Origin of the sequence: Pseudomonas sp. rhizo66 (assembly GCF_031931925.1) — a bacterium.
In the GTDB taxonomy this organism is placed as follows: domain Bacteria; phylum Pseudomonadota; class Gammaproteobacteria; order Pseudomonadales; family Pseudomonadaceae; genus Aquipseudomonas.
This window is the reverse complement of record NZ_JAUJWZ010000011.1, coordinates 15,571-33,114: the sequence shown is the minus strand read 5'-3', so window position 1 is coordinate 33,114 and position 17,544 is coordinate 15,571. Positions and strand designations below refer to the sequence as shown.

Below are 17,544 nucleotides of genomic sequence, written 5' to 3'. Positions count from 1 at the left end.
CAGTTGCCCAAGAATGCGACTGGCACAAGTCTTATCGGAGTTTTCATGAATCTGCCGCTGATCCTCAATCTGCTGGTGTTCCTCGCCTTGCTCTTCGGTCTGGCACAAACCCGCCACACCAGTTGGAGTCTGGCGAAAAAAGTCCTGCTCGCGCTGGTATTGGGCGTGACGTTCGGCGTAGCGCTGCACACCGTTTACGGGGCCGGCAATCCGGTGCTGAAAGCGTCGATCGGCTGGTTCGATCTGGTCGGCAACGGCTATGTGCAGTTGCTGCAGATGATCGTCATCCCGCTGGTGTTCGCCTCGATCCTCAGCGCCGTGGCGCGTCTGCACAACGCCTCGTCGCTGGGCAAGATCAGCTTCCTGACCATCGGCACCCTGCTGTTCACCACCGCGATTGCGGCGCTGATCGGCATCGGCCTGACCAACCTGTTCGGCCTCACCGCCGAAGGCCTGGTCGCTGGGACCCAGGAAATGGCCCGTCTGCAAACCATTCAGACCGACTACGCGGGCAAGGTCGCCGACCTGAATGTGCCGCAGTTGCTGCTGTCGTTCATCCCGCAAAACCCGTTCGCCGATCTGGCGCGGGCCAAGCCGACCTCGATCATCAGCGTGGTGATTTTCGCCGCATTCCTCGGGGTTGCCGCGCTGCAACTGCTCAAGGATGACGTCGAGAAAGGTCAGAAAGTGATCAACGCCATCGACACCCTGCAAGCCTGGGTGATGCGCCTGGTGCGTCTGGTGATGAAGCTGACCCCGTACGGCGTGCTGGCGCTGATGACCAAAGTGGTCGCCGGTTCCAACCTGCAAGACATCATCAAACTCGGCAGTTTCGTCGTGGTCTCGTACCTCGGTCTGGGCCTGATGTTCGTCGTGCACGGCTTGCTGGTGTCGGCGGCGGGCATCAATCCGTTGCGCTTCTTCCGCAAGATCTGGCCGGTGCTGACGTTCGCGTTCACCAGCCGTTCCAGTGCGGCAAGCATTCCGCTGAGCATTGAAGCGCAGACACGTCGTCTGGGGATTCCACAATCGGTGGCGAGTTTTGCCGCGTCGTTCGGTGCGACCATCGGCCAGAACGGTTGCGCCGGTCTGTACCCGGCAATGTTGGCGGTGATGGTGGCGCCGACTGTTGGCATCAACCCGCTGGATCCGCTGTGGATCGCGACGCTGGTGGCGATTGTGACGTTGAGTTCGGCGGGCGTGGCCGGTGTCGGCGGCGGCGCGACGTTCGCGGCACTGATCGTGCTGCCGGCGATGGGCTTGCCGGTTTCGCTGGTGGCGCTGCTGATTTCGGTTGAGCCGCTGATCGACATGGGCCGCACGGCGTTGAACGTGAGTGGCTCGATCACGGCTGGCGCGATTACCAGTCAGGTGATGCAGCAGACTGATAAAGAATTGCTGGATGCGGATGAGCATGCGGAGCTGGCGCAGGCTTGATGTAAAGCAGGATCAAAAGATCGCAGGCTTCGCCAGCTCCTACAGGGGAAATGCGTAAACCTTGTAGGAGCTGCCGCAGGCTGCGATCTTTTAAGCCTTTTCCCAGACTTCGAAGTTGTACGCAGGCTTGTCGCCCTCAGCCGGATTCGGCACGTTCGACACCAGCTTCCACTGGTTCAGATCAAACTCCGGAAACCACGCATCCCCTTCCGGGCTCAAAGCCACGCGAGTCAGATACAGACGATCCGCCTGCGCCAGCCCTTGCGCGTACAACTGCGCCCCGCCAATCAGCATCAGCTCATCGACGCCCTGCTCCTTCGCCCACTCTTCGGCGCGAACCACGGCAGCGTCCAGCGATGGATAAACCTCGGCACCTTCGAGCACCAGACCGGTCTGACGGCTGACCACGATGTTCAAGCGCCCCGGCAATGGCCGACCGAGCGAATCCCAGGTCTTGCGACCCATGATGATCGGCTTGCCCAAGGTGGTGGCCTTGAAGTATTTGAAGTCCCCCGGCAGGTGCCAGGGCATGCTGTTGTCGACGCCGATCACGCGGTTTTCACCGAGGGCTGCGATCAGGCTGAGGGGGAGTGATTTAGTCATGCCGGCGAGGATACCAGAGCCGTGCTTGCCCCGATAAGCGCCACAGCGGTTATGCTCTTCAATCAATTAAGCGACGGGAAGCCGCGTGACTGAACTGACTCCACTGCAAAACCTATGGCTCACCGAGACCGTGCGCCTGCGCGAAGAACACGCAGGCACTCTGGATGAACTGGAAGCCAATCGACTGGCCCGCGCGGCCGGCGGTGATCTGCCGAGCCGTATTCAGCGCCGGGCGTTATGGCTGGCCAACCGTGACGGGCTGACCGCCGCCCTCAAACATTGGCTGCAAGGCGCGCGTCTGGCGCTGGTGCTGCTGATGATTTTCGCGGTGCTCAGCGGTGCCGGTCTGGCCTTCGCCGCGCTGGGGCAAACACCGGTCAATGTGTTCTGGGCCTTGGGCAGCCTGCTCGGGTTGAACCTGATCCTGCTGCTGAGCTGGTTGCTGGGATTGATCTTTGCCGGCGAGCACGGCGCCACGCTAGGCCGCTTGTGGCTGTGGCTCAGCGAAAAATTCGCCCGCGATGCCAAAGCCGCGCAACTGGCGCCCGCCCTGCTGCTGATGCTGCAACGCAAGAAACTCAATCGCTGGGCGCTCGGCACGCTGGTCAACGGCTTGTGGCTGCTGGCAATGCTCAGCGCACTGGTGCTGCTACTGACGCTGATGGCAACCCGGCGCTACGGCTTCGTCTGGGAAACCACGATTCTCAGCGCCGAGACGTTTATCCACGTCACCCAGGCGCTCGGTTATCTGCCGTCGCTGCTCGGTTTCAACGTGCCGACGGTGGAGATGATCCGCGCCAGCGGCGACGGCGCACTCGACATCGAAAGTGCCCGGCAGGCGTGGGCAACATGGTTGGTCGGCGTGTTGGTGGTGTACGGCGTGCTGCCGCGCCTGCTGTTGGCCCTGTTGTGTTTCTGGCGCTGGAACAGCGGCAAAGCCGCGCTGCGTCTGGACCTGAACCTGCCTGGCTACGCGCAACTGCGCGAACGCCTGATGCCGACCAGCGAACGCCTCGGCGTCAACGACCCGGAGCCTGCGCAATTGCATCGCGTCGAAAGCAGTGTCGGCGAACTCGCCAGCGAAGGCGCGTTACTGGTCGCCATCGAACTCGACGAACAACGCACATGGCCGCCCGCGCTGCCGAAAAACGTCAGCAACGCCGGCATCCTCGACAGCCGCGAATCCCGCCACAAACTCCTCGAACAGCTGAGCCGCTTCCCGCCGGCGCGTCTGGCGATTGCCTGCGACCCACGGCGTTCGCCGGATCGCGGCAGCCTCGCCTTGATCGCCGAACTGGCGCGCAGTGCGGGCGAAACCCGCATCTGGCTGCTGCAAGCGCCGCCCGGTGAAGCACTGGATGGCGAACGCCTCGGCGACTGGCATGTCGCGCTGCAACAGCTTGATCTGCCGTTTGCCGATTGCGCGCCGTTGAACTGGCTGGAGAGTGGCCATGACTGATGCCTGGAAAGCGCCGCTGAAACTCGCGGTGGTCGGCCACACCAACGTCGGCAAGACCTCGCTGCTACGCACGCTGACCCGCGATGTCGGCTTCGGTGAAGTCTCCCATCGCCCGAGCACCACGCGGCATGTCGAAGGCGCGCGGTTGTCGGTGGACGGCGAGCCGTTGCTCGACCTCTACGATACGCCGGGGCTGGAAGACGCGATCGCCCTGCTGGATTTTCTCGAACGCCTGGAACGTCCCGGCGAACGCCTCGACGGCCCGGCGCGCCTGGCGCGGTTTCTCGACGGCAGCGAGGCGCGCCAGCGTTTCGAGCAGGAGGCCAAAGTGCTGCGGCAATTGCTCGCCTCCGACGCCGGTCTGTATGTGATCGACGCCCGCGAACCGGTGTTGGCCAAGTACCGCGATGAACTCGAAGTGCTGGCCAGTTGCGGCAAACCGCTGCTGCCGGTGCTGAATTTTGTCAGCAGCGCCCACCATCGCGAGCCGGATTGGCGTGAAGCGCTGGCGCGGCTGGGGCTGCATGCACTGGTGCGTTTCGACAGTGTGGCGCCGCCGGAGGATGGCGAGCGGCGGCTGTATGAAAGCCTCGCGCTGCTACTGGAAAATGCCCGTCCGCAATTGGAACGGTTAATTGCCGATCAACAGGCGCAGCGCCTGGCGCGTCAGCACAGTGCGGCGCGGTTGATTGCTGAATTGTTGATCGACTGTGCGGCCTGCCGGCGCAGTGTGGTCAGCGACGCCGAGCAGGAACAGCAGGCGATCAGTGAACTGCGCAAAGCTGTGCGCCAGCGTGAACAGAAATGCGTCGAGGCGCTGCTCAAGCTGTATGCGTTTCGCCCGCAAGATGCGGCGGCGAGTGATTTGCCGCTGCTGGATGGGCGTTGGGGCGATGATCTGTTTAACCCGGAAACCTTGAAGCAACTCGGCGTGCGCGTGGGCGGCGGCATTGCTGCTGGCGCGGCGGCGGGAGCTGGTGTGGATTTGCTGGTCGGCGGAATTACCCTTGGCGCGGCGGCGCTGGCGGGTGCGATTGCCGGTGGTGCGCTGCAAACCGCGCGCAGTTATGGCAGCCGGTTACTGGGCAAGATCAAAGGGCAGCGAGAATTGACCGTGGATGACGGGGTGTTACGGCTGTTGGCGTTGCGCCAGCGGCAGTTGGTGTTGGCACTGGATCAGCGTGGGCATGCGGCGCTGGATGCGGTTCAGGTCGCAACACCGCAGGACAAAACATGGCGTGAGGGCAAGTTGCCGGAGGCATTGAGTAAAGCGCGGGCGCATCCGCAGTGGTCGTCGTTGAATCCGCAGTCGAAATTGAATCAAGCGGAAAGGCAGGAGCAGATTGAGGCGTTGGTTGATCGGGTGCTTGAGCTTTAGATCGCTACCCCCTCACCCCAGCCCTCTCCCCCAAGGGGGCGAGGGGGAAAGGGAGCAGATATGCATGCTGTCCAAACCTGAGTTCGACTGGATATCTCAGGTCGGCGTATGACAGAAGATCACTCAGTCGGCCCCCTCTCCCTCCGGGAGAGGGCTGGGGTGAGGGCGACAATCACACAGTAGACAACAATCTCGCAGCCTTACGCTTCAAAACCCCAAGATCCATCACCGGCACCGCCCTCTCCTTCGCCAGCTCATCCCACTGCCGCATCCGCAGGCTGACTGCACACAACGGATCCCGCGCAAACGCATCCGCCTCAGCCTCGGTCATCACCCCGCCCTGATACTCCAGCGTCCGCCGACTCGCCTCACTCAAACGATCGTAATACCCCGGCTCACGCAATGTCAGATATCGCTTGGCCTGCACGTGATATTCCACCAGCCGCGCCATGCGCTCGCTGAAACCGGCCTCACGCAAATAATCCGCGCCCAGGCGTTCATGGCTGACCACGCCGTAGCCGCCCATGTTTTCCGCACCCTCGGCACACAAATGGCCGATGTCATGAAAGAACGCCGCCAGCACCACTTCATCATCAAAGCCCTCGGCCATTGCCAACTCGGCAGCCTGAGACATGTGCTCGATCTGCGACACCGGCTCGCCGATGTAATCGCTGGTGCCAAAGCGTTCATACAACCCGAACACCCGGGCGACGACTTGCTCGTGACCTGTCATCAAGCTTCCTCCAGCAACTGCGCGATATTGCGCTCGGCCAGCGCCGGGCCGACGCTCATGCCGACGCCCGTGTGCATCAGCGCCACACTCAACCCCGGTGCCGGGCGCAGGAACGAAAACGGCCCCGGCCCCCGAGCACCATAGACGCCCTGCCAGCGCTCGACCACTTGTACCTTGCAGCCCAGCGTCTGCTCGGCGAGTTCAAGCATCCAGTTATCCACTTGCTCGGCGTTGAACGGTGAAGGATCACTGCCGTAATGGTGCGAGTCGCCGATGATCAGTTCGCCGTGCGGCGTCGGGCTGATCAGCAGGTGGATGCCGTTATCGTGCAGGTGCGGTTGCTCGCGCAGAATCTGCGCCTGCACCGCCGCCGCTTCGGGCAGATCGGCGAAGGCGCCGTAGTGCACGCAACTGAGGCCGGTGAGCAAGGCGTGTTGCAGATTCAGATCGATCTGCGGTTTGGCGCGGAGCATTTGCAGGCGGCAGATTTGCGGATCGAGTGCGGCAACCGGCTCGGCGAGCAAGGTCTGATAGTCGTGGCCGGAGCAGACGATGATCTGCTTCGCCGTGTAGCTGCCGGCGGTGCTGTGCAGACGCCCCGGTTCGACGTCGCGAACCAGCGTGGAAAAGTGAAACTCCACGCCAAGGTCGCGGCGCAGGTAATCGATCAGTGCCGGAATCGCTTCGCGTGAATACAGCTGTTGATCGTCCATGCCGTGCAACGCAGCGCGGTGGTGGCTGAACTGGCCGAGATACAGATCGCGCAGGGCAGCGCCGCGCAGCAACTGGATGTTGTAACCGTGTTCCACGGCGCGACCGTTGCAGAAGGCTTCCAGCAGATGTTCCTCGGCTTCAGTACGGGCGAACAGGTAAGAACCGTTGCGCTTGATTTGCAGACCGGCGAGCTGCGCCCAGTCACCCCAGATCTCGCGGCTGGCCTTGGCCAGTTCGAGCATCGTGCCCGGTGGCTGGCCGGTGACCAGCGCCTGGCCGAAGTTGCGCACCGAAGCGCCGAGGGGCGTGGCAGTGCGTTCGAAGACAGCGACCTTGAGGCCGCGTTTGGCGGCGGCGTAGGCGTGGGACAGACCCAGAATACCGGCGCCTACGATTAACAGGTCTTGGTGTTGTGTCATTTAGAAATGTCCTGCATGAGAGACCGCTTTCGCGAGCAGGCTCGCTCCCACAGGGGACTTTTTGTGCCCACAAAATTTGTGTTCACTGGAGATCCAATGTGTCAGCCCCCTCAGAGAATTGTGTTGTGAACACGGTCCAATGTGGGAGCGAGCCTGCTCGCGAAGGGGCCCTGTCAGTCGATAAAGATCTTACTTGGCCGCGACTTTCTCGGATTTGCCGTCATAGCGCTTGCGCCACTCGGTCAGAATCTCGTCGCGGTTCTTCGAGGCCCAGGCAAAGTCGTTCTTGATCAGGCGCTGCTCGTAATCCGCCGGCAATTCGGTCTGCGGCTTGGCGATCCCTGGCTGCGCGAGGACAGCGAAGTTCTCCTTGTACAGATCCATCGCCTCAGCGCTCGCCGAGAAATCAGCCAGTTTCTTCGCCGCCTCTTCATGCGGTGTGCCTTTGATCACGGCGGTCGCTTCAATCTCCCAACCAAGACCTTCCTTCGGCAGGATAATGTCCAGCGGCGCGCCCTGACGCTTCAGCTGTACGGCCGGGTATTCAAAGGAAATGCCGATCGGGAACTCGCCCGCCGCTGCCAGTTTGCAAGGCTTGGAACCGGAGTGAACGTACTGGCCGATGTTCTGGTGCAGACCGTCCATGTACGCCCAGCCCTGCTTCTCGCCGAAGGTTTGCAGCCAGGCACTGACGTCGAGGAAACCGGTGCCGGACGACGCCGGGTTGGGCATGACGATCTTGCCCTTGTACTCAGGCTTGGTCAGGTCCTGCCAGCTCACGGGCTTGGTCAAACCCTGCTTCTCGGCCTCGACGGTATTGAAACAAATGGTCGCGGCCCACACGTCCATGCCGACCCAGGCTGGTGGGTTGGCGGCGTCGCGGTAGTTCGCGCCGATCTTGCCGAGGTCCTTCGGCGCGTAGCTTTGCAGCATGCCTTGCTGATCGAGGATCGCCAGGCTCGAAGCGGCGAGGCCCCACACCGCGTCAGCCTGTGGACGGGCCTTTTCGGCGAGCAGTTTGGCAGTGATGATCCCGGTGGAATCGCGCACCCATTTGATCTCGACGTCCGGGTTGGCCTTTTCGAAGGCTTCCTTGTAGGACTTCAGTTGCTCGGCTTCGAGGGCGGTGTACACCGTCAACTCGGTTTTTGCCGCGAAGGCATTCAGGCTGAAAGTAGCGAGCACAGCAGCGGCCAGGGCCATAGGCTTGAACATGATCGTTTTCCTGTCTTTTGAGTTGAAGGGCAGTTGAAGGTGCAAATCAGTGACCCGGCGCGGTTTGCCGCCAGGCCTGGGAACGGCGCAGCAAGCCGCGCGAAGCCCACGCCAGCAGCAAGGACACGCCCGCCGAGGTGAACAGAATCAGAGTCGACATCGCCGCCGCGCCGCCGACGTTGCCGGCGTCATCCATGTTCAGCACCGCCACCGCCGCGAGGATGGTGTCGGGGCTGTAAAGGAAGATCGCTGCCGACACCGTGGTCATCGCCGAAACGAACAGGTAGCGCACGATGTCCAGCAGCGCCGGCAGGCAGATCGGCACGGTCACGCGCAGGTAGTGGCGGTACAGCGGCGCCTTGAGCGACAGCGCTGCCGCTTCGAACTCGGCATCGAGTTGGCGCAACGCGGTGGTCGCGGTCATCTGCGCGGTGGTCAGATAATGCGCAATGGTGCAGACGATCAGCAGCGTCATCGTCCCGTAGAGCACATGCAGCGGGTTGCCGGTGAGGTTGAAGAAGAAAACGTAACCCAGACCGAGCACCAGCCCCGGCACCGCCATCGGCACGAAACTGAGCATGCGCAGGGCCAGATTGAGGCCGCGCTGGCTGCGGGTTTTCTCCATCAGGTAAGCGCCGGTGAAGATCAGCACGCTACCGATCAGCGCCGTGCCCAGCGCCATCTTCAGACTGTTGCTGTAGGCCAGCCAGCCACCGCCGGCGGTTTCGTTGAACTGGTAATGGTTGAGCGACAGCGACAGGTTGTATGGCCAGAATTTCACCAGCGACGAAAACACCGCCATGCCGAACACCAGAATCAACGCGGCGCTGATCAACAGGACAATCGCCAGATAGCAGCCATCACGCAGCTTCGACGGCGCCGGTTTGAACACCTGCGCCCGACCGCTCATGGAGTCACCGTGACGGCGACGCAACCAGGCGTCGACGCCGAAGCTGAACAGCGCCGGCAGCAACAGCACCATGCCGATCAAGGCGCCGCGACCGAATTGCTGCTGGCCGACCACGGCTTTGTAGGCTTCCAGCGCCAGCACTTGATAGTCGCCACCGACCACCACCGGCACACCGAAATCGGTGATGGTCAGGGTAAACACCAGACAGAACGCAGCAAACACAGCCTGACGCGTCGCCGGCCAGGTGATGCTGCGAAACGCCTTGGCCGGACTGGCGCCCATGCTTGACGCCGCATCGAACAAGCGCGCATCGGCCAGCGACAATGCCGAGAGCAGAATCATCAGCGCATGGGGAAAGGTGTAAATCACCTCACCCAGCACAATCCCCCAGAAGCCGTAGATGTTGTCCGAGAGCAAGCCGCGCAACATGCCCTGATTGCCGAACAGATAGACCAGCGCAATCCCCGGCAGCATCGACGGCGCCATCAGCGGCAGCAGGGAAATCCCGCGCCAGATGCCTTTCGCTGGAATCAGCGTGCGTTGCAACGCGTAGGCAAACAGGTAGGCCAGCGGTACGACGATGGCCGCGACGCTGAGGGAAACTTTCAGGCTGTTGCCGAGCAGCCAGTGGAAATTCTCGCTGCTCACCAACTCCTTCGCCGCCACCCAGCCACCGCCCTGCCCGGCTTCACTGCTGAAACCGCGCCAGAAGATCGCCAGCAACGGCAGCAACACCGCGATACCGAGCAACAGCAGCAAGAGCACTTTGCCGCCGACGACAAAAATGCGGTCGCCGATTTCGGCTTTCGAAGTCTGCCGCACCTGCTTGTGCGGTAGCGGCAGCGCGAGATTGCTGTTCATCAGGCAAACACCTGCAGGCTGCGCGGCGGCAACGCGACCATGATTTGCTGGGCGCCGAGGCGCGGCATGGCTTCCGGGGCGAGTTCGGCGAGCAGCGCGTGGCCGGGCAATTGATCGAGTTCGAAGCTCATGCGGCAGCGATTGCCGAGGAAAGTGATCTCGCGGACTTTGGCCGGGAACAGGTTTTCCTCATGCACCAGCGGGTTGACGTTGATCGCTTCCGGGCGGCAGAACAGTCGGCCCGAGGCGCCGCTCACGCTGCCATCCGCCAGACGCACATTCATCCCGCCAACCCGGGCGTGACTGTCGCTGCTGCGCTGAAACGGCAACCAGTTACCCTGACCGACAAACTCAGCCACGAACGGCGTGGCCGGACGGTTGTAGATGTCCTGCGGGGTGGCGTACTGCTCGACACGGCCGTTGTTCATCACGGCGATGCGGTCGGCCATCAGCATGGCTTCGTCCTGATTGTGGGTGACCATCAGGGTGGTGATGCCGAGATTGCGTTGCAGCTGGCGCAGCTCGGTGCACAGATGCTCGCGCACCCGGGCGTCGAGGGCCGACATCGGCTCATCGAGCAACAGCAGCGACGGTGCCGGCGCCAAGGCCCGAGCGAGAGCAACGCGCTGTTGCTGGCCGCCGGACAACTGGCCGGGGTATTTTTTCTCGCTACCCGTGAGGCCGACCAGTTCCAGCATCTGCCCGACGCGCTGTCGCACTTCGTCGCGACCGCTGCCCGCGAGGCCGTAGGCGATGTTCGCCTCGACGGTCAGATTGGGGAACAGCGCATAGGACTGGAACAGAATCCCGTAGTCGCGGGCTTGCGGGGCGAGGTGCGAGACGTCGCGATCACCGAGGTACAACTCGCCGCTGTCCTGTTTTTCCAGCCCGGCGATGCAGCGCAGCAAAGTGGTCTTGCCGCAGCCCGACGGGCCGAGCAGGCACACCAGTTCACCGGCGGCGACGTCGAGGGAGACGTTATCCAGTGCGGTGAACGCGCCGAAGCGTTTCTGCACGCCGCGCACGTTCATCGGCGCACCGGGGTTGGTCAGGGCAGTTGCGATGGCAGGATTCATGGACAGACCTCATCAAGCAGATGAGGCCAATCCTAGAGTTGTAATGCGTCCGTCATGTGGCAGTGAGGCAAAAACGGCTGATAGTGGTATTCGGGGATTTTGGTTGGAGATCAAAAGATCGCAGCCTTCGGCAGCTCCTACATTGGAATACGTCCCCCTGTAGGAGCTGCCGAAGGCTGCGATCTTTTGATCTTCAAGCCGGGGACATTTCCTGCGCCAACCCAAGAAACGCCGCCGGCAACCGCGCGCCCTTGCGCTCCTTGAGGCAGTAAAGGTACTCAGGAATCTGCGGCGCATTCTCGATGGTCAACACGCGCAACTGCGGATCATGCGGCACTTCCTGCCGGGCAATGATGCTGATGCCGATATTGCGCAACACCGCCTCGCGGATTGACTCACGGCTGCCGATCTCCAGCAACGGCCCGAAACTCACCCCGGCGCTGGCCAGCAACTCTTCCGTCAGCCGCCGCGTGGTTGAACCGGATTCACGCATCAACAACGTATGCCCGGCCAGCGCACTCAACGCGACATGCTCCTGCGCCGCCAGCGGATGATTGCGATGCACCGCCAGCACCAGTGGATCAGTGCCGAGCACCCGGCGAATCAACCGCGCGTCATCGAGCAACTGCGACGAAGCGGCGACGTCCACCCGATAGTCCTCCAGCGCTTCGAGCACCTGTTGCGAGTTGCCGATTTCCACCGACACTTCCACCTGCGGCAAGCGCTCGCGAAAGGTCTTCACCAGATCGAGGATGTAATACGGCGCGGTGGCAGCAATCCGTAACGTGCCCTGCACCTGACCGCTGTTGCGCAGGAAGAACTCGATGTCCGCCTCTTGCTGCAACAGCGCCTTGACCATCGGCAGCAACCGCGCGCCTTCATCACTGACGCTCAGGCGCCGGCCGCCACGGTAGAACAGTTCCACCGAGTACTGGCTTTCCAGATTGCGGATCTGCGTGGTCACGGTCGGTTGGCTTAGGCCGAGCTTCTTCGCCGCCAGCGTGATGCTGCCCAGGCGGGCGACCATGTAAAACGCTTTCAGCTCGGCACTCAGCACAACCATCCCTCATCGTCTATTTGCGCAACAGACGCAAACCGTTGAACACCACCAACAGACTCACGCCCATGTCGGCGAACACCGCCATCCACATGGTGGCAAGTCCGGCGAAGGTTACCCCAAGAAAGATAGCCTTGATCACCAGTGCCAACGCGATGTTCTGTTTCAGGATGCTCGCAGTGTTGCGCGACAGGCTGATGAACGCGGGGATCTTGCGCAGATCGTCGTCCATCAGGGCGACATCGGCGGTTTCGATCGCGGTGTCGGTGCCGGCCGCCGCCATGGCAAAACCGATCTCGGCGCGGGCCAGTGCCGGGGCGTCGTTGATGCCGTCGCCGACCATGCCGACGCGATGGCCCTGCTTGTACAGGTCTTCAATGGCTTGCAGTTTATCGGTCGGCAGCAAGTCGCCCTTGGCCTGATCGATGCCGACCTGCGCCGCGATCGCCTGCGCGGTGTGGACGTTGTCGCCGGTGAGCATCAGGGTTTTCACGCCCAGTGCATGCAGCTGGCGGATTGCTTCACGGCTGGTTTCCTTGACGGTGTCGGCCACGGCGAACAGCGCCAGCGGGCCAGAGCTGTCGAGCAGCAGCACCACCGACTTGCCCTGTTTCTCTAGGGCGAAGAGTTTTTCTTCCAGCGCTGGCGAGCACAGGCTCAACTCTTCGACCAGACGATGGTTGCCCAAGTGGTAGGTCTGGCCGTTGATTTCGCCTTTGACGCCACGCCCGCCCAACGCTTCAAAGTTATCCACACTCAGCGCCGCGAAGTTTTTATCCACAGCCGCATTGGCGATCGCCAGCGATACCGGGTGATCAGAGCGTGCGGCCAATGCCGCGGCAATCGCCGGCGCAGTGGCATCGGCGGTCGGATCGAGCGACAGGTAATCGGTTTGCACCGGTTTGCCGTGGGTGATCGTCCCGGTTTTATCCAGCGCCAGATAATCGAGCTTGAAACCGCCCTCCAGGTACACGCCGCCCTTGACCAGAATGCCTTTGCGCGCCGCCGCCGCGAGGCCGCTGACGATGGTCACCGGGGTCGAAATCACCAATGCACATGGGCACGCGACCACCAGCAACACCAGCGCACGGTAGATCCAGTCAAACCACACCGCGCCCATGAACAGCGGCGGAATGATCGCCACAGCCAGGGCAAACACAAACACCACGGGCGTGTAGATTTTCGAGAATTGATCGACGAAGCGCTGGGTCGGCGCACGCGCGCCTTGCGCCTGTTCGACGGCGTGGATGATGCGCGCCAGGGTCGAGTTGTTCGCCGCTGCAGTAACCAAGTACTCCAGCGAACCGGCCTGGTTGATGGTGCCAGCGAAGACTTTGTCGCCGACGGTTTTTTCTACCGGCAGGCTTTCCCCGGTGATCGGCGCCTGGTCGATGGTCGAACTGCCGCTGACCACTTCGCCGTCCAGCGCTATGCGCTCGCCGGGTTTTACTCGCACACGGGCGCCGAGTTCGACGCTTTTAACCTCTTGTTCGATCCAGTTGCCGTCGGCTTGCTGCACCGTGGCCTGCTCCGGAGTCATCTGCATCAGGCCACTGATGGCGTTACGGGCGCGATCCAGGGAGCGCGCTTCGATCAGCTCGGCCACGGTGAACAGGAACATCACCATCGCCGCTTCCGGCCATTGGCCAATGAGGATGGCACCGGTCACGGCGATGCTCATCAGCGCGTTGATGTTGAGGTTGCGGTTCTTCAGGGCGATCCAGCCCTTTTTGTAAGTGGTCAGGCCCCCGCTGAGGATCGACACCAGCGCAATGATCGCCACCACCCAGGTCGGCGCGGCGCTGGTGAAGTGGATCACTTCGGCGGAGAGTGCGCCGACACCGGACAGCGCCAGCGGCCACCAGTGTTTTTTCACCGGTGCCGGGGCTGGCGCCTCGACGCCCGCCTCCAGCGGCTCGGCGTGCATGCCGAGGGATTTGATCGCCTCGGTGATCGGTTCGATACTTGGCAGATTGTGGGTAACGCCAAGCACACGGTTGATCAGGTTGAATTCCAGCTGCTCAACGCCGGCGAGTTTGCCGAGCTTGTTCTGGATCAGCGTCTGCTCGGTCGGGCAGTCCATCGCTTCGATGCGGAAGCTGCTCAGCCGCGCATCGGCGCTGGTCTTTTCACTCAATTGCACCCGCGCAGGCGTGGCAGCTTTCGACGCGCAGCAGGCATCGCCGCCGTGGTCATGTTTATGCACAGGCTGCAATTTATGGCTGTGATCGTGCCCCGCGTGGGGCTTGTGGGTGTGCTGGGAATCGCTCATTGGTCGCGTCCATGAAGGTGCCTGTTGCCAAGTAAAGACCCTGTAGCCACTATAGGGTCAAGCACCCATTTGGAGATGACCGTCATGAAGATCGGAGAACTGGCCAAGTTGACCGACTGCGCCGTGGAAACCATCCGCTACTACGAGCGCGAAAACCTGCTGCCGGAACCGGCGCGCAGCGACGGCAACTACCGCGTCTACACCCAGGCCCACGCCGAACGCCTGACCTTTATCCGCAACTGCCGCACCCTCGACATGACCCTCGAAGAAATCCGCAGCCTGCTCGCCTTGCGCGACAGCCCGCAGGATCAATGCGAGAGCGTCAATGCATTGATCGACGAGCATATCCAGCATGTGAAGGCGCGAATTGATGGGTTGCTGGCGTTGCAGACACAGTTGCTCGACCTGCGCCAACGGTGTGGCGAAGGGCCGATGGCCGATCAATGCGGGATTTTGCAGCGGTTGGAAGTGAGTGGCGGGGTGGTGGCGACGGAGGTCGAACATTCCCATGTCGGCAGAAGTCATGGGCATTAGTCCTTCGTCGCCGATAGCGCTTACACCAGTTTGAACTCCATTACGCCACGGGAACCCATGCCATAGGCCAGTCCGGGGACCATACCGGACCCCAGGAAAAGACTGCAGAACAGATGAACAGTCTCGCCACGATGCGCCTGATAGACCGAGGGCTCAATCCGAAAACTGTGCGATGAATCGGGGCTGACCGTCAGTTTGCGCTGGTAGTCGCGCCAGGCGCCGGCCTGTCCGCCGCTTGTACTGCTTTTCCAGAACATTTCAATGGCGTTGTTGGTTCTCAGGTTTTCAATCCGTGGAATGGTCAGGCAAACGCCCTCGGGATGCCGATCGATTTCAAGGACGCCTTGCGCGACGGCATCAATAAAAACCGGGCCGGTCTGTGCCAGTTCCGGCGCGAACGTCATATACAACGACGAGGAGGGCAAAAAGCCTTTCTCTCTTTCAATGACAAAAAAGACTTCGACCCGATCGCCGGCGAACGTCCTTGCGATCTCGTCGGTAACCGCAAAATGCAAAGGGATGTAACTCACCACGGTCTGAGGCTCGGATCTATAGCTACCGCCGGAACCACCGAGTGCGTTCCATTGCACCCGAACCTGATCGCCAATCCGGAAATCCTGCTCATTGACCGACACACCGACACGCAGCGAGTCGATGAAAATCGGCGCGCCATTGAATATTTCCATGGGCACCACGCATCCCCATGGATCAATACTCGGAATGGCATGGAACAGCCCCGAACGGCTTTCACAGCCGATAAACGGCCAACTGTTCAACTGCTTCGATCCGGTGGGTGCAAAACCGAAAAAGACCTCCGAGAACCCAGCCGTTGCGCCAGATGCTGTACTTGTCATGATGAAGCTCCTGAAATGAAAAAAGAGGGTGTTTGACTGACCTACGTCCATTAGGCCCGTGATCAGTCAAGCACCCTCTCTTTCATTTGCCTACTGTCAGACATGACAGTCTGCTAGACCAGCACCGAATATAAACGCCTTTGCGCCTTCTTTCAGACCGCCATCGGCGCGGTCATTGGCGCGTGGTGCTCATAACCTTCCAGCGAAAAATCGCTCGGCTCGACCAGCTCCAGCCATTCCGGCTGATACACGCCGGTCTTGGCAAACTCCGGCACACGATCGGAGATCTTCAGCTTCGGCATGGCAAACGGCTCGCGCTTGAGCTGTTCGTTGAGCATGTCCAGATGGTTCTCGTAGACGTGCGCATCACCAATGAAATAGGTGAACCAGCGCGGCGTGTAGCCGGTCAGGCGACCGATCAGGCTCAGCAGCGCGGCGCCCTCGGTGAGGTTGAACGGCGTGCCCAGGCCCAGATCGTTGGAACGGATGTAGAGGGTCAGAGAAATCTCTTTGGTCTCGACGTTCGGGTGGAACTGGTACAGCAGATGGCATGGCGGCAGGGCCATTTCATCGAGCTGCGCGACGTTCCAGCCGTGGAACAGGATACGGCGGCTGCCCGGATCGTTGATGATCGTGTCGACGCACTGGCGCACCTGATCGATGGCTTTGTACAACACCACATAGGCCTGACCGTCTTCTTCGCCCTGGGCGATCTGCTTGTAGCCATTGCTCAAGGTTTGTTCGATGGCGGCGGTGTTACTCAGCGGGATCTGCTTGTACGCCGGCCATTTGCGCCATTGCACGCCGTAGATTTCGCCGAGGTCGTCGTCGCCCTGACGGAACGGGTTGGCCAGCCACTGCGCGTTTTCGTTGGCGTTCTGGTCCCAGACCTTGCAGCCCAGCGCACGAAATTCAGCGGCGTTGTTCACGCCACGGAGAAACCCGCACATCTCGCCAATGGCCGATTTGAAGGCCATTTTGCGCGTGGTGATCGCCGGAAAACCTTCCTGCAGATCGAAACGCAGCATCGCACCCGGGAAACTGATGGTGTTGATGCCGGTGCGGTTGGCCTGTTTGGTGCCGTTCTGAATGACGTGCGAGACCAGTTCGAGATATTGCTTCATGAGTTACCTGTGTCCTTTGAGCCCCGGCGTCGCGCGCCGGGGTTCGTAGTTTAAGCCGTCGGCGCGAGCGGTGCTGCCGGTGCGCGACGATAGGCCAGCCAGATCAGGAACAGCCCGCCGACGATCATCGGCACGCAGAGCACCTGGCCCATGGTCAGCCAGTTCCAGGCCAGATAGCCCAGTTGCGCATCCGGCACGCGAACGAACTCGACGATGAAACGGAAGATGCCGTAGAACAGCGCGAACATGCCGGAAACGGCCATGGTCGGGCGCGGCTTGCGCGAGAAAATCCACAGGATCAGGAACAGCGCCACGCCTTCGAGCGCGAACTGATACAACTGCGACGGATGACGCGGCAGTTGCGCCGGGTCGCTGAACGGCGGGAAGACCATCGCCCACGGCACGTCGGTGGCCTTGCCCCACAGCTCGGCGTTGATGAAGTTGCCGATACGTCCGGCGCCCAGGCCGATCGGCACCATCGGTGCGACGAAGTCCATCAACTGGAAGAACGACTTGCCGTTGCGCTTGCCGAACCACAAGGCCGCCAGCATCACGCCGATGAAACCGCCGTGGAACGACATGCCGCCCTTCCACACTTCGAAAATCAGCGTCGGGTTGGCCAGGTAAGCGCTCAGATCGTAGAACAGCACATAGCCCAGACGTCCGCCGACAATCACGCCCATCGACAGCCAGAAGATCAGATCGGAGAGCTTCTCCTTGGACCAGGTCGGGTCGAAGCGGTTGAGCCGGCGCGACGCCAGCAGCCACGCACCGCCGATGCCGACGAGGTACATGAGACCGTACCAGTGGATTTTCAGCGGACCGATGGCCAGGGCCACCGGGTCGATCTGCGGGTAAGGCAGCATTGCGACTCCTCGTTAGAGTTGAAACCAAAATT

The 17,544-nt window shown here is 61.6% G+C and carries 15 protein-coding genes; 4 read left to right on the top strand and 11 right to left on the bottom strand.

Going from position 1 to position 17,544, the window contains the following annotated elements; translation table 11 throughout:
* The first annotated feature begins 45 nt into the window (after positions 1–45).
* The gene (locus QZR14_RS14585) at positions 46–1,437 is read left to right on the top strand and encodes an L-cystine transporter (RefSeq protein ID WP_250605787.1); all 1,392 of its coding nucleotides are present in this window, start codon (positions 46–48) and stop codon (positions 1,435–1,437) included.
* A 90-nt stretch (positions 1,438–1,527) separates the two neighbouring features.
* On the opposite strand, the gene QZR14_RS14580 is transcribed toward QZR14_RS14585, so the two are convergent.
* Positions 1,528–2,040 (bottom strand): dihydrofolate reductase, encoded by a 513-nt coding sequence (locus QZR14_RS14580; protein WP_250605786.1) that lies wholly within the window; start codon positions 2,038–2,040, stop codon positions 1,528–1,530.
* Between the two features lie 85 nt (positions 2,041–2,125).
* On the opposite strand from QZR14_RS14580, the gene QZR14_RS14575 reads away from it, so the two are divergent.
* A complete protein-coding gene (locus QZR14_RS14575; RefSeq protein WP_311996943.1) occupies positions 2,126–3,499 on the top strand; it encodes a DUF2868 domain-containing protein in 1,374 nt (457 codons plus the stop codon).
* Positions 3,492–4,877, top strand: a complete 1,386-nt coding sequence (locus QZR14_RS14570; protein WP_311996942.1) for a GTPase/DUF3482 domain-containing protein — start codon at positions 3,492–3,494, stop codon at positions 4,875–4,877. The genes QZR14_RS14575 and QZR14_RS14570 overlap by 8 nt, the downstream gene beginning before the upstream one ends.
* Positions 4,878–5,049: 172 nt before the next feature.
* Here the strand turns inward: QZR14_RS14570 and QZR14_RS14565 are convergent, their stop codons facing one another.
* From QZR14_RS14565 to QZR14_RS14535, 7 genes are all read right to left on the bottom strand, one after another.
* Positions 5,050–5,610, bottom strand: coding sequence for a phosphonate degradation HD-domain oxygenase (locus tag QZR14_RS14565; protein ID WP_311996941.1), 561 nt, complete (start codon positions 5,608–5,610; stop codon positions 5,050–5,052).
* Positions 5,610–6,743, bottom strand: a complete 1,134-nt coding sequence (locus tag QZR14_RS14560; RefSeq protein WP_311996940.1) for a TIGR03364 family FAD-dependent oxidoreductase — start codon at positions 6,741–6,743, stop codon at positions 5,610–5,612. The genes QZR14_RS14565 and QZR14_RS14560 overlap by 1 nt, the downstream gene beginning before the upstream one ends.
* A 189-nt stretch (positions 6,744–6,932) precedes the next feature.
* Entirely contained in the window at positions 6,933–7,958 is a 1,026-nt protein-coding gene (locus QZR14_RS14555; RefSeq protein ID WP_007912988.1) for a putative 2-aminoethylphosphonate ABC transporter substrate-binding protein, read from the bottom strand.
* 46 nt (positions 7,959–8,004) lie between these two features.
* The gene (locus tag QZR14_RS14550; RefSeq protein ID WP_311996939.1) at positions 8,005–9,729 is read right to left on the bottom strand and encodes a putative 2-aminoethylphosphonate ABC transporter permease subunit; all 1,725 of its coding nucleotides are present in this window, start codon (positions 9,727–9,729) and stop codon (positions 8,005–8,007) included.
* Entirely contained in the window at positions 9,729–10,805 is a 1,077-nt protein-coding gene (locus tag QZR14_RS14545; RefSeq protein ID WP_250605779.1) for a putative 2-aminoethylphosphonate ABC transporter ATP-binding protein, read from the bottom strand. Before QZR14_RS14545 ends, QZR14_RS14550 begins: the two co-directional genes overlap by 1 nt.
* A gap of 193 nt (positions 10,806–10,998) precedes the next feature.
* The gene (locus QZR14_RS14540) at positions 10,999–11,862 is read right to left on the bottom strand and encodes a LysR family transcriptional regulator (RefSeq protein WP_250605905.1); all 864 of its coding nucleotides are present in this window, start codon (positions 11,860–11,862) and stop codon (positions 10,999–11,001) included.
* A 16-nt stretch (positions 11,863–11,878) separates the two neighbouring features.
* Positions 11,879–14,134: a heavy metal translocating P-type ATPase gene (locus QZR14_RS14535; protein ID WP_311996938.1), complete on the bottom strand. Its 2,256-nt coding sequence runs from the start codon at positions 14,132–14,134 to the stop codon at positions 11,879–11,881.
* A gap of 84 nt (positions 14,135–14,218) precedes the next feature.
* Here QZR14_RS14535 and cadR point away from each other — a divergent pair, with 84 nt between their 5' ends.
* Positions 14,219–14,668: a Cd(II)/Pb(II)-responsive transcriptional regulator gene (gene cadR / locus QZR14_RS14530; RefSeq protein WP_007912999.1), complete on the top strand. Its 450-nt coding sequence runs from the start codon at positions 14,219–14,221 to the stop codon at positions 14,666–14,668.
* Between the two features lie 20 nt (positions 14,669–14,688).
* On the opposite strand, the gene QZR14_RS14525 is transcribed toward cadR, so the two are convergent.
* From QZR14_RS14525 to lgt, 3 genes are all read right to left on the bottom strand, one after another.
* Positions 14,689–15,522: a hypothetical protein gene (locus QZR14_RS14525; RefSeq protein ID WP_250605777.1), complete on the bottom strand. Its 834-nt coding sequence runs from the start codon at positions 15,520–15,522 to the stop codon at positions 14,689–14,691.
* Between the two features lie 152 nt (positions 15,523–15,674).
* Positions 15,675–16,646 carry a thymidylate synthase gene (locus QZR14_RS14520; RefSeq protein ID WP_034153704.1) on the bottom strand — a complete coding sequence of 324 codons (972 nt, stop codon included), beginning with the start codon at positions 16,644–16,646 and terminating at the stop codon, positions 15,675–15,677.
* A gap of 50 nt (positions 16,647–16,696) precedes the next feature.
* A complete protein-coding gene (gene lgt / locus QZR14_RS14515; protein ID WP_095186949.1) occupies positions 16,697–17,512 on the bottom strand; it encodes a prolipoprotein diacylglyceryl transferase in 816 nt (271 codons plus the stop codon).
* Between the last annotated feature and the right edge of the window lie 32 nt (positions 17,513–17,544).

Coding starts and splice junctions, on each gene's coding strand:
- QZR14_RS14585 (WP_250605787.1), top strand. CDS start 46: ATGAATCTGCCGCTGATCCTCAATCTGCTGGTGTTCCTCGCCTTGCTC.
- QZR14_RS14580 (WP_250605786.1), bottom strand. CDS start 2,040: ATGACTAAATCACTCCCCCTCAGCCTGATCGCAGCCCTCGGTGAAAAC.
- QZR14_RS14570 (WP_311996942.1), top strand. CDS start 3,492: ATGACTGATGCCTGGAAAGCGCCGCTGAAACTCGCGGTGGTCGGCCAC.
- QZR14_RS14565 (WP_311996941.1), bottom strand. CDS start 5,610: ATGACAGGTCACGAGCAAGTCGTCGCCCGGGTGTTCGGGTTGTATGAA.
- QZR14_RS14560 (WP_311996940.1), bottom strand. CDS start 6,743: ATGACACAACACCAAGACCTGTTAATCGTAGGCGCCGGTATTCTGGGT.
- QZR14_RS14555 (WP_007912988.1), bottom strand. CDS start 7,958: ATGTTCAAGCCTATGGCCCTGGCCGCTGCTGTGCTCGCTACTTTCAGC.
- QZR14_RS14550 (WP_311996939.1), bottom strand. CDS start 9,729: ATGAACAGCAATCTCGCGCTGCCGCTACCGCACAAGCAGGTGCGGCAG.
- QZR14_RS14545 (WP_250605779.1), bottom strand. CDS start 10,805: ATGAATCCTGCCATCGCAACTGCCCTGACCAACCCCGGTGCGCCGATG.
- QZR14_RS14535 (WP_311996938.1), bottom strand. CDS start 14,134: ATGAGCGATTCCCAGCACACCCACAAGCCCCACGCGGGGCACGATCAC.
- cadR (WP_007912999.1), top strand. CDS start 14,219: ATGAAGATCGGAGAACTGGCCAAGTTGACCGACTGCGCCGTGGAAACC.
- QZR14_RS14525 (WP_250605777.1), bottom strand. CDS start 15,522: ATGACAAGTACAGCATCTGGCGCAACGGCTGGGTTCTCGGAGGTCTTT.
- QZR14_RS14520 (WP_034153704.1), bottom strand. CDS start 16,646: ATGAAGCAATATCTCGAACTGGTCTCGCACGTCATTCAGAACGGCACC.
- lgt (WP_095186949.1), bottom strand. CDS start 17,512: ATGCTGCCTTACCCGCAGATCGACCCGGTGGCCCTGGCCATCGGTCCG.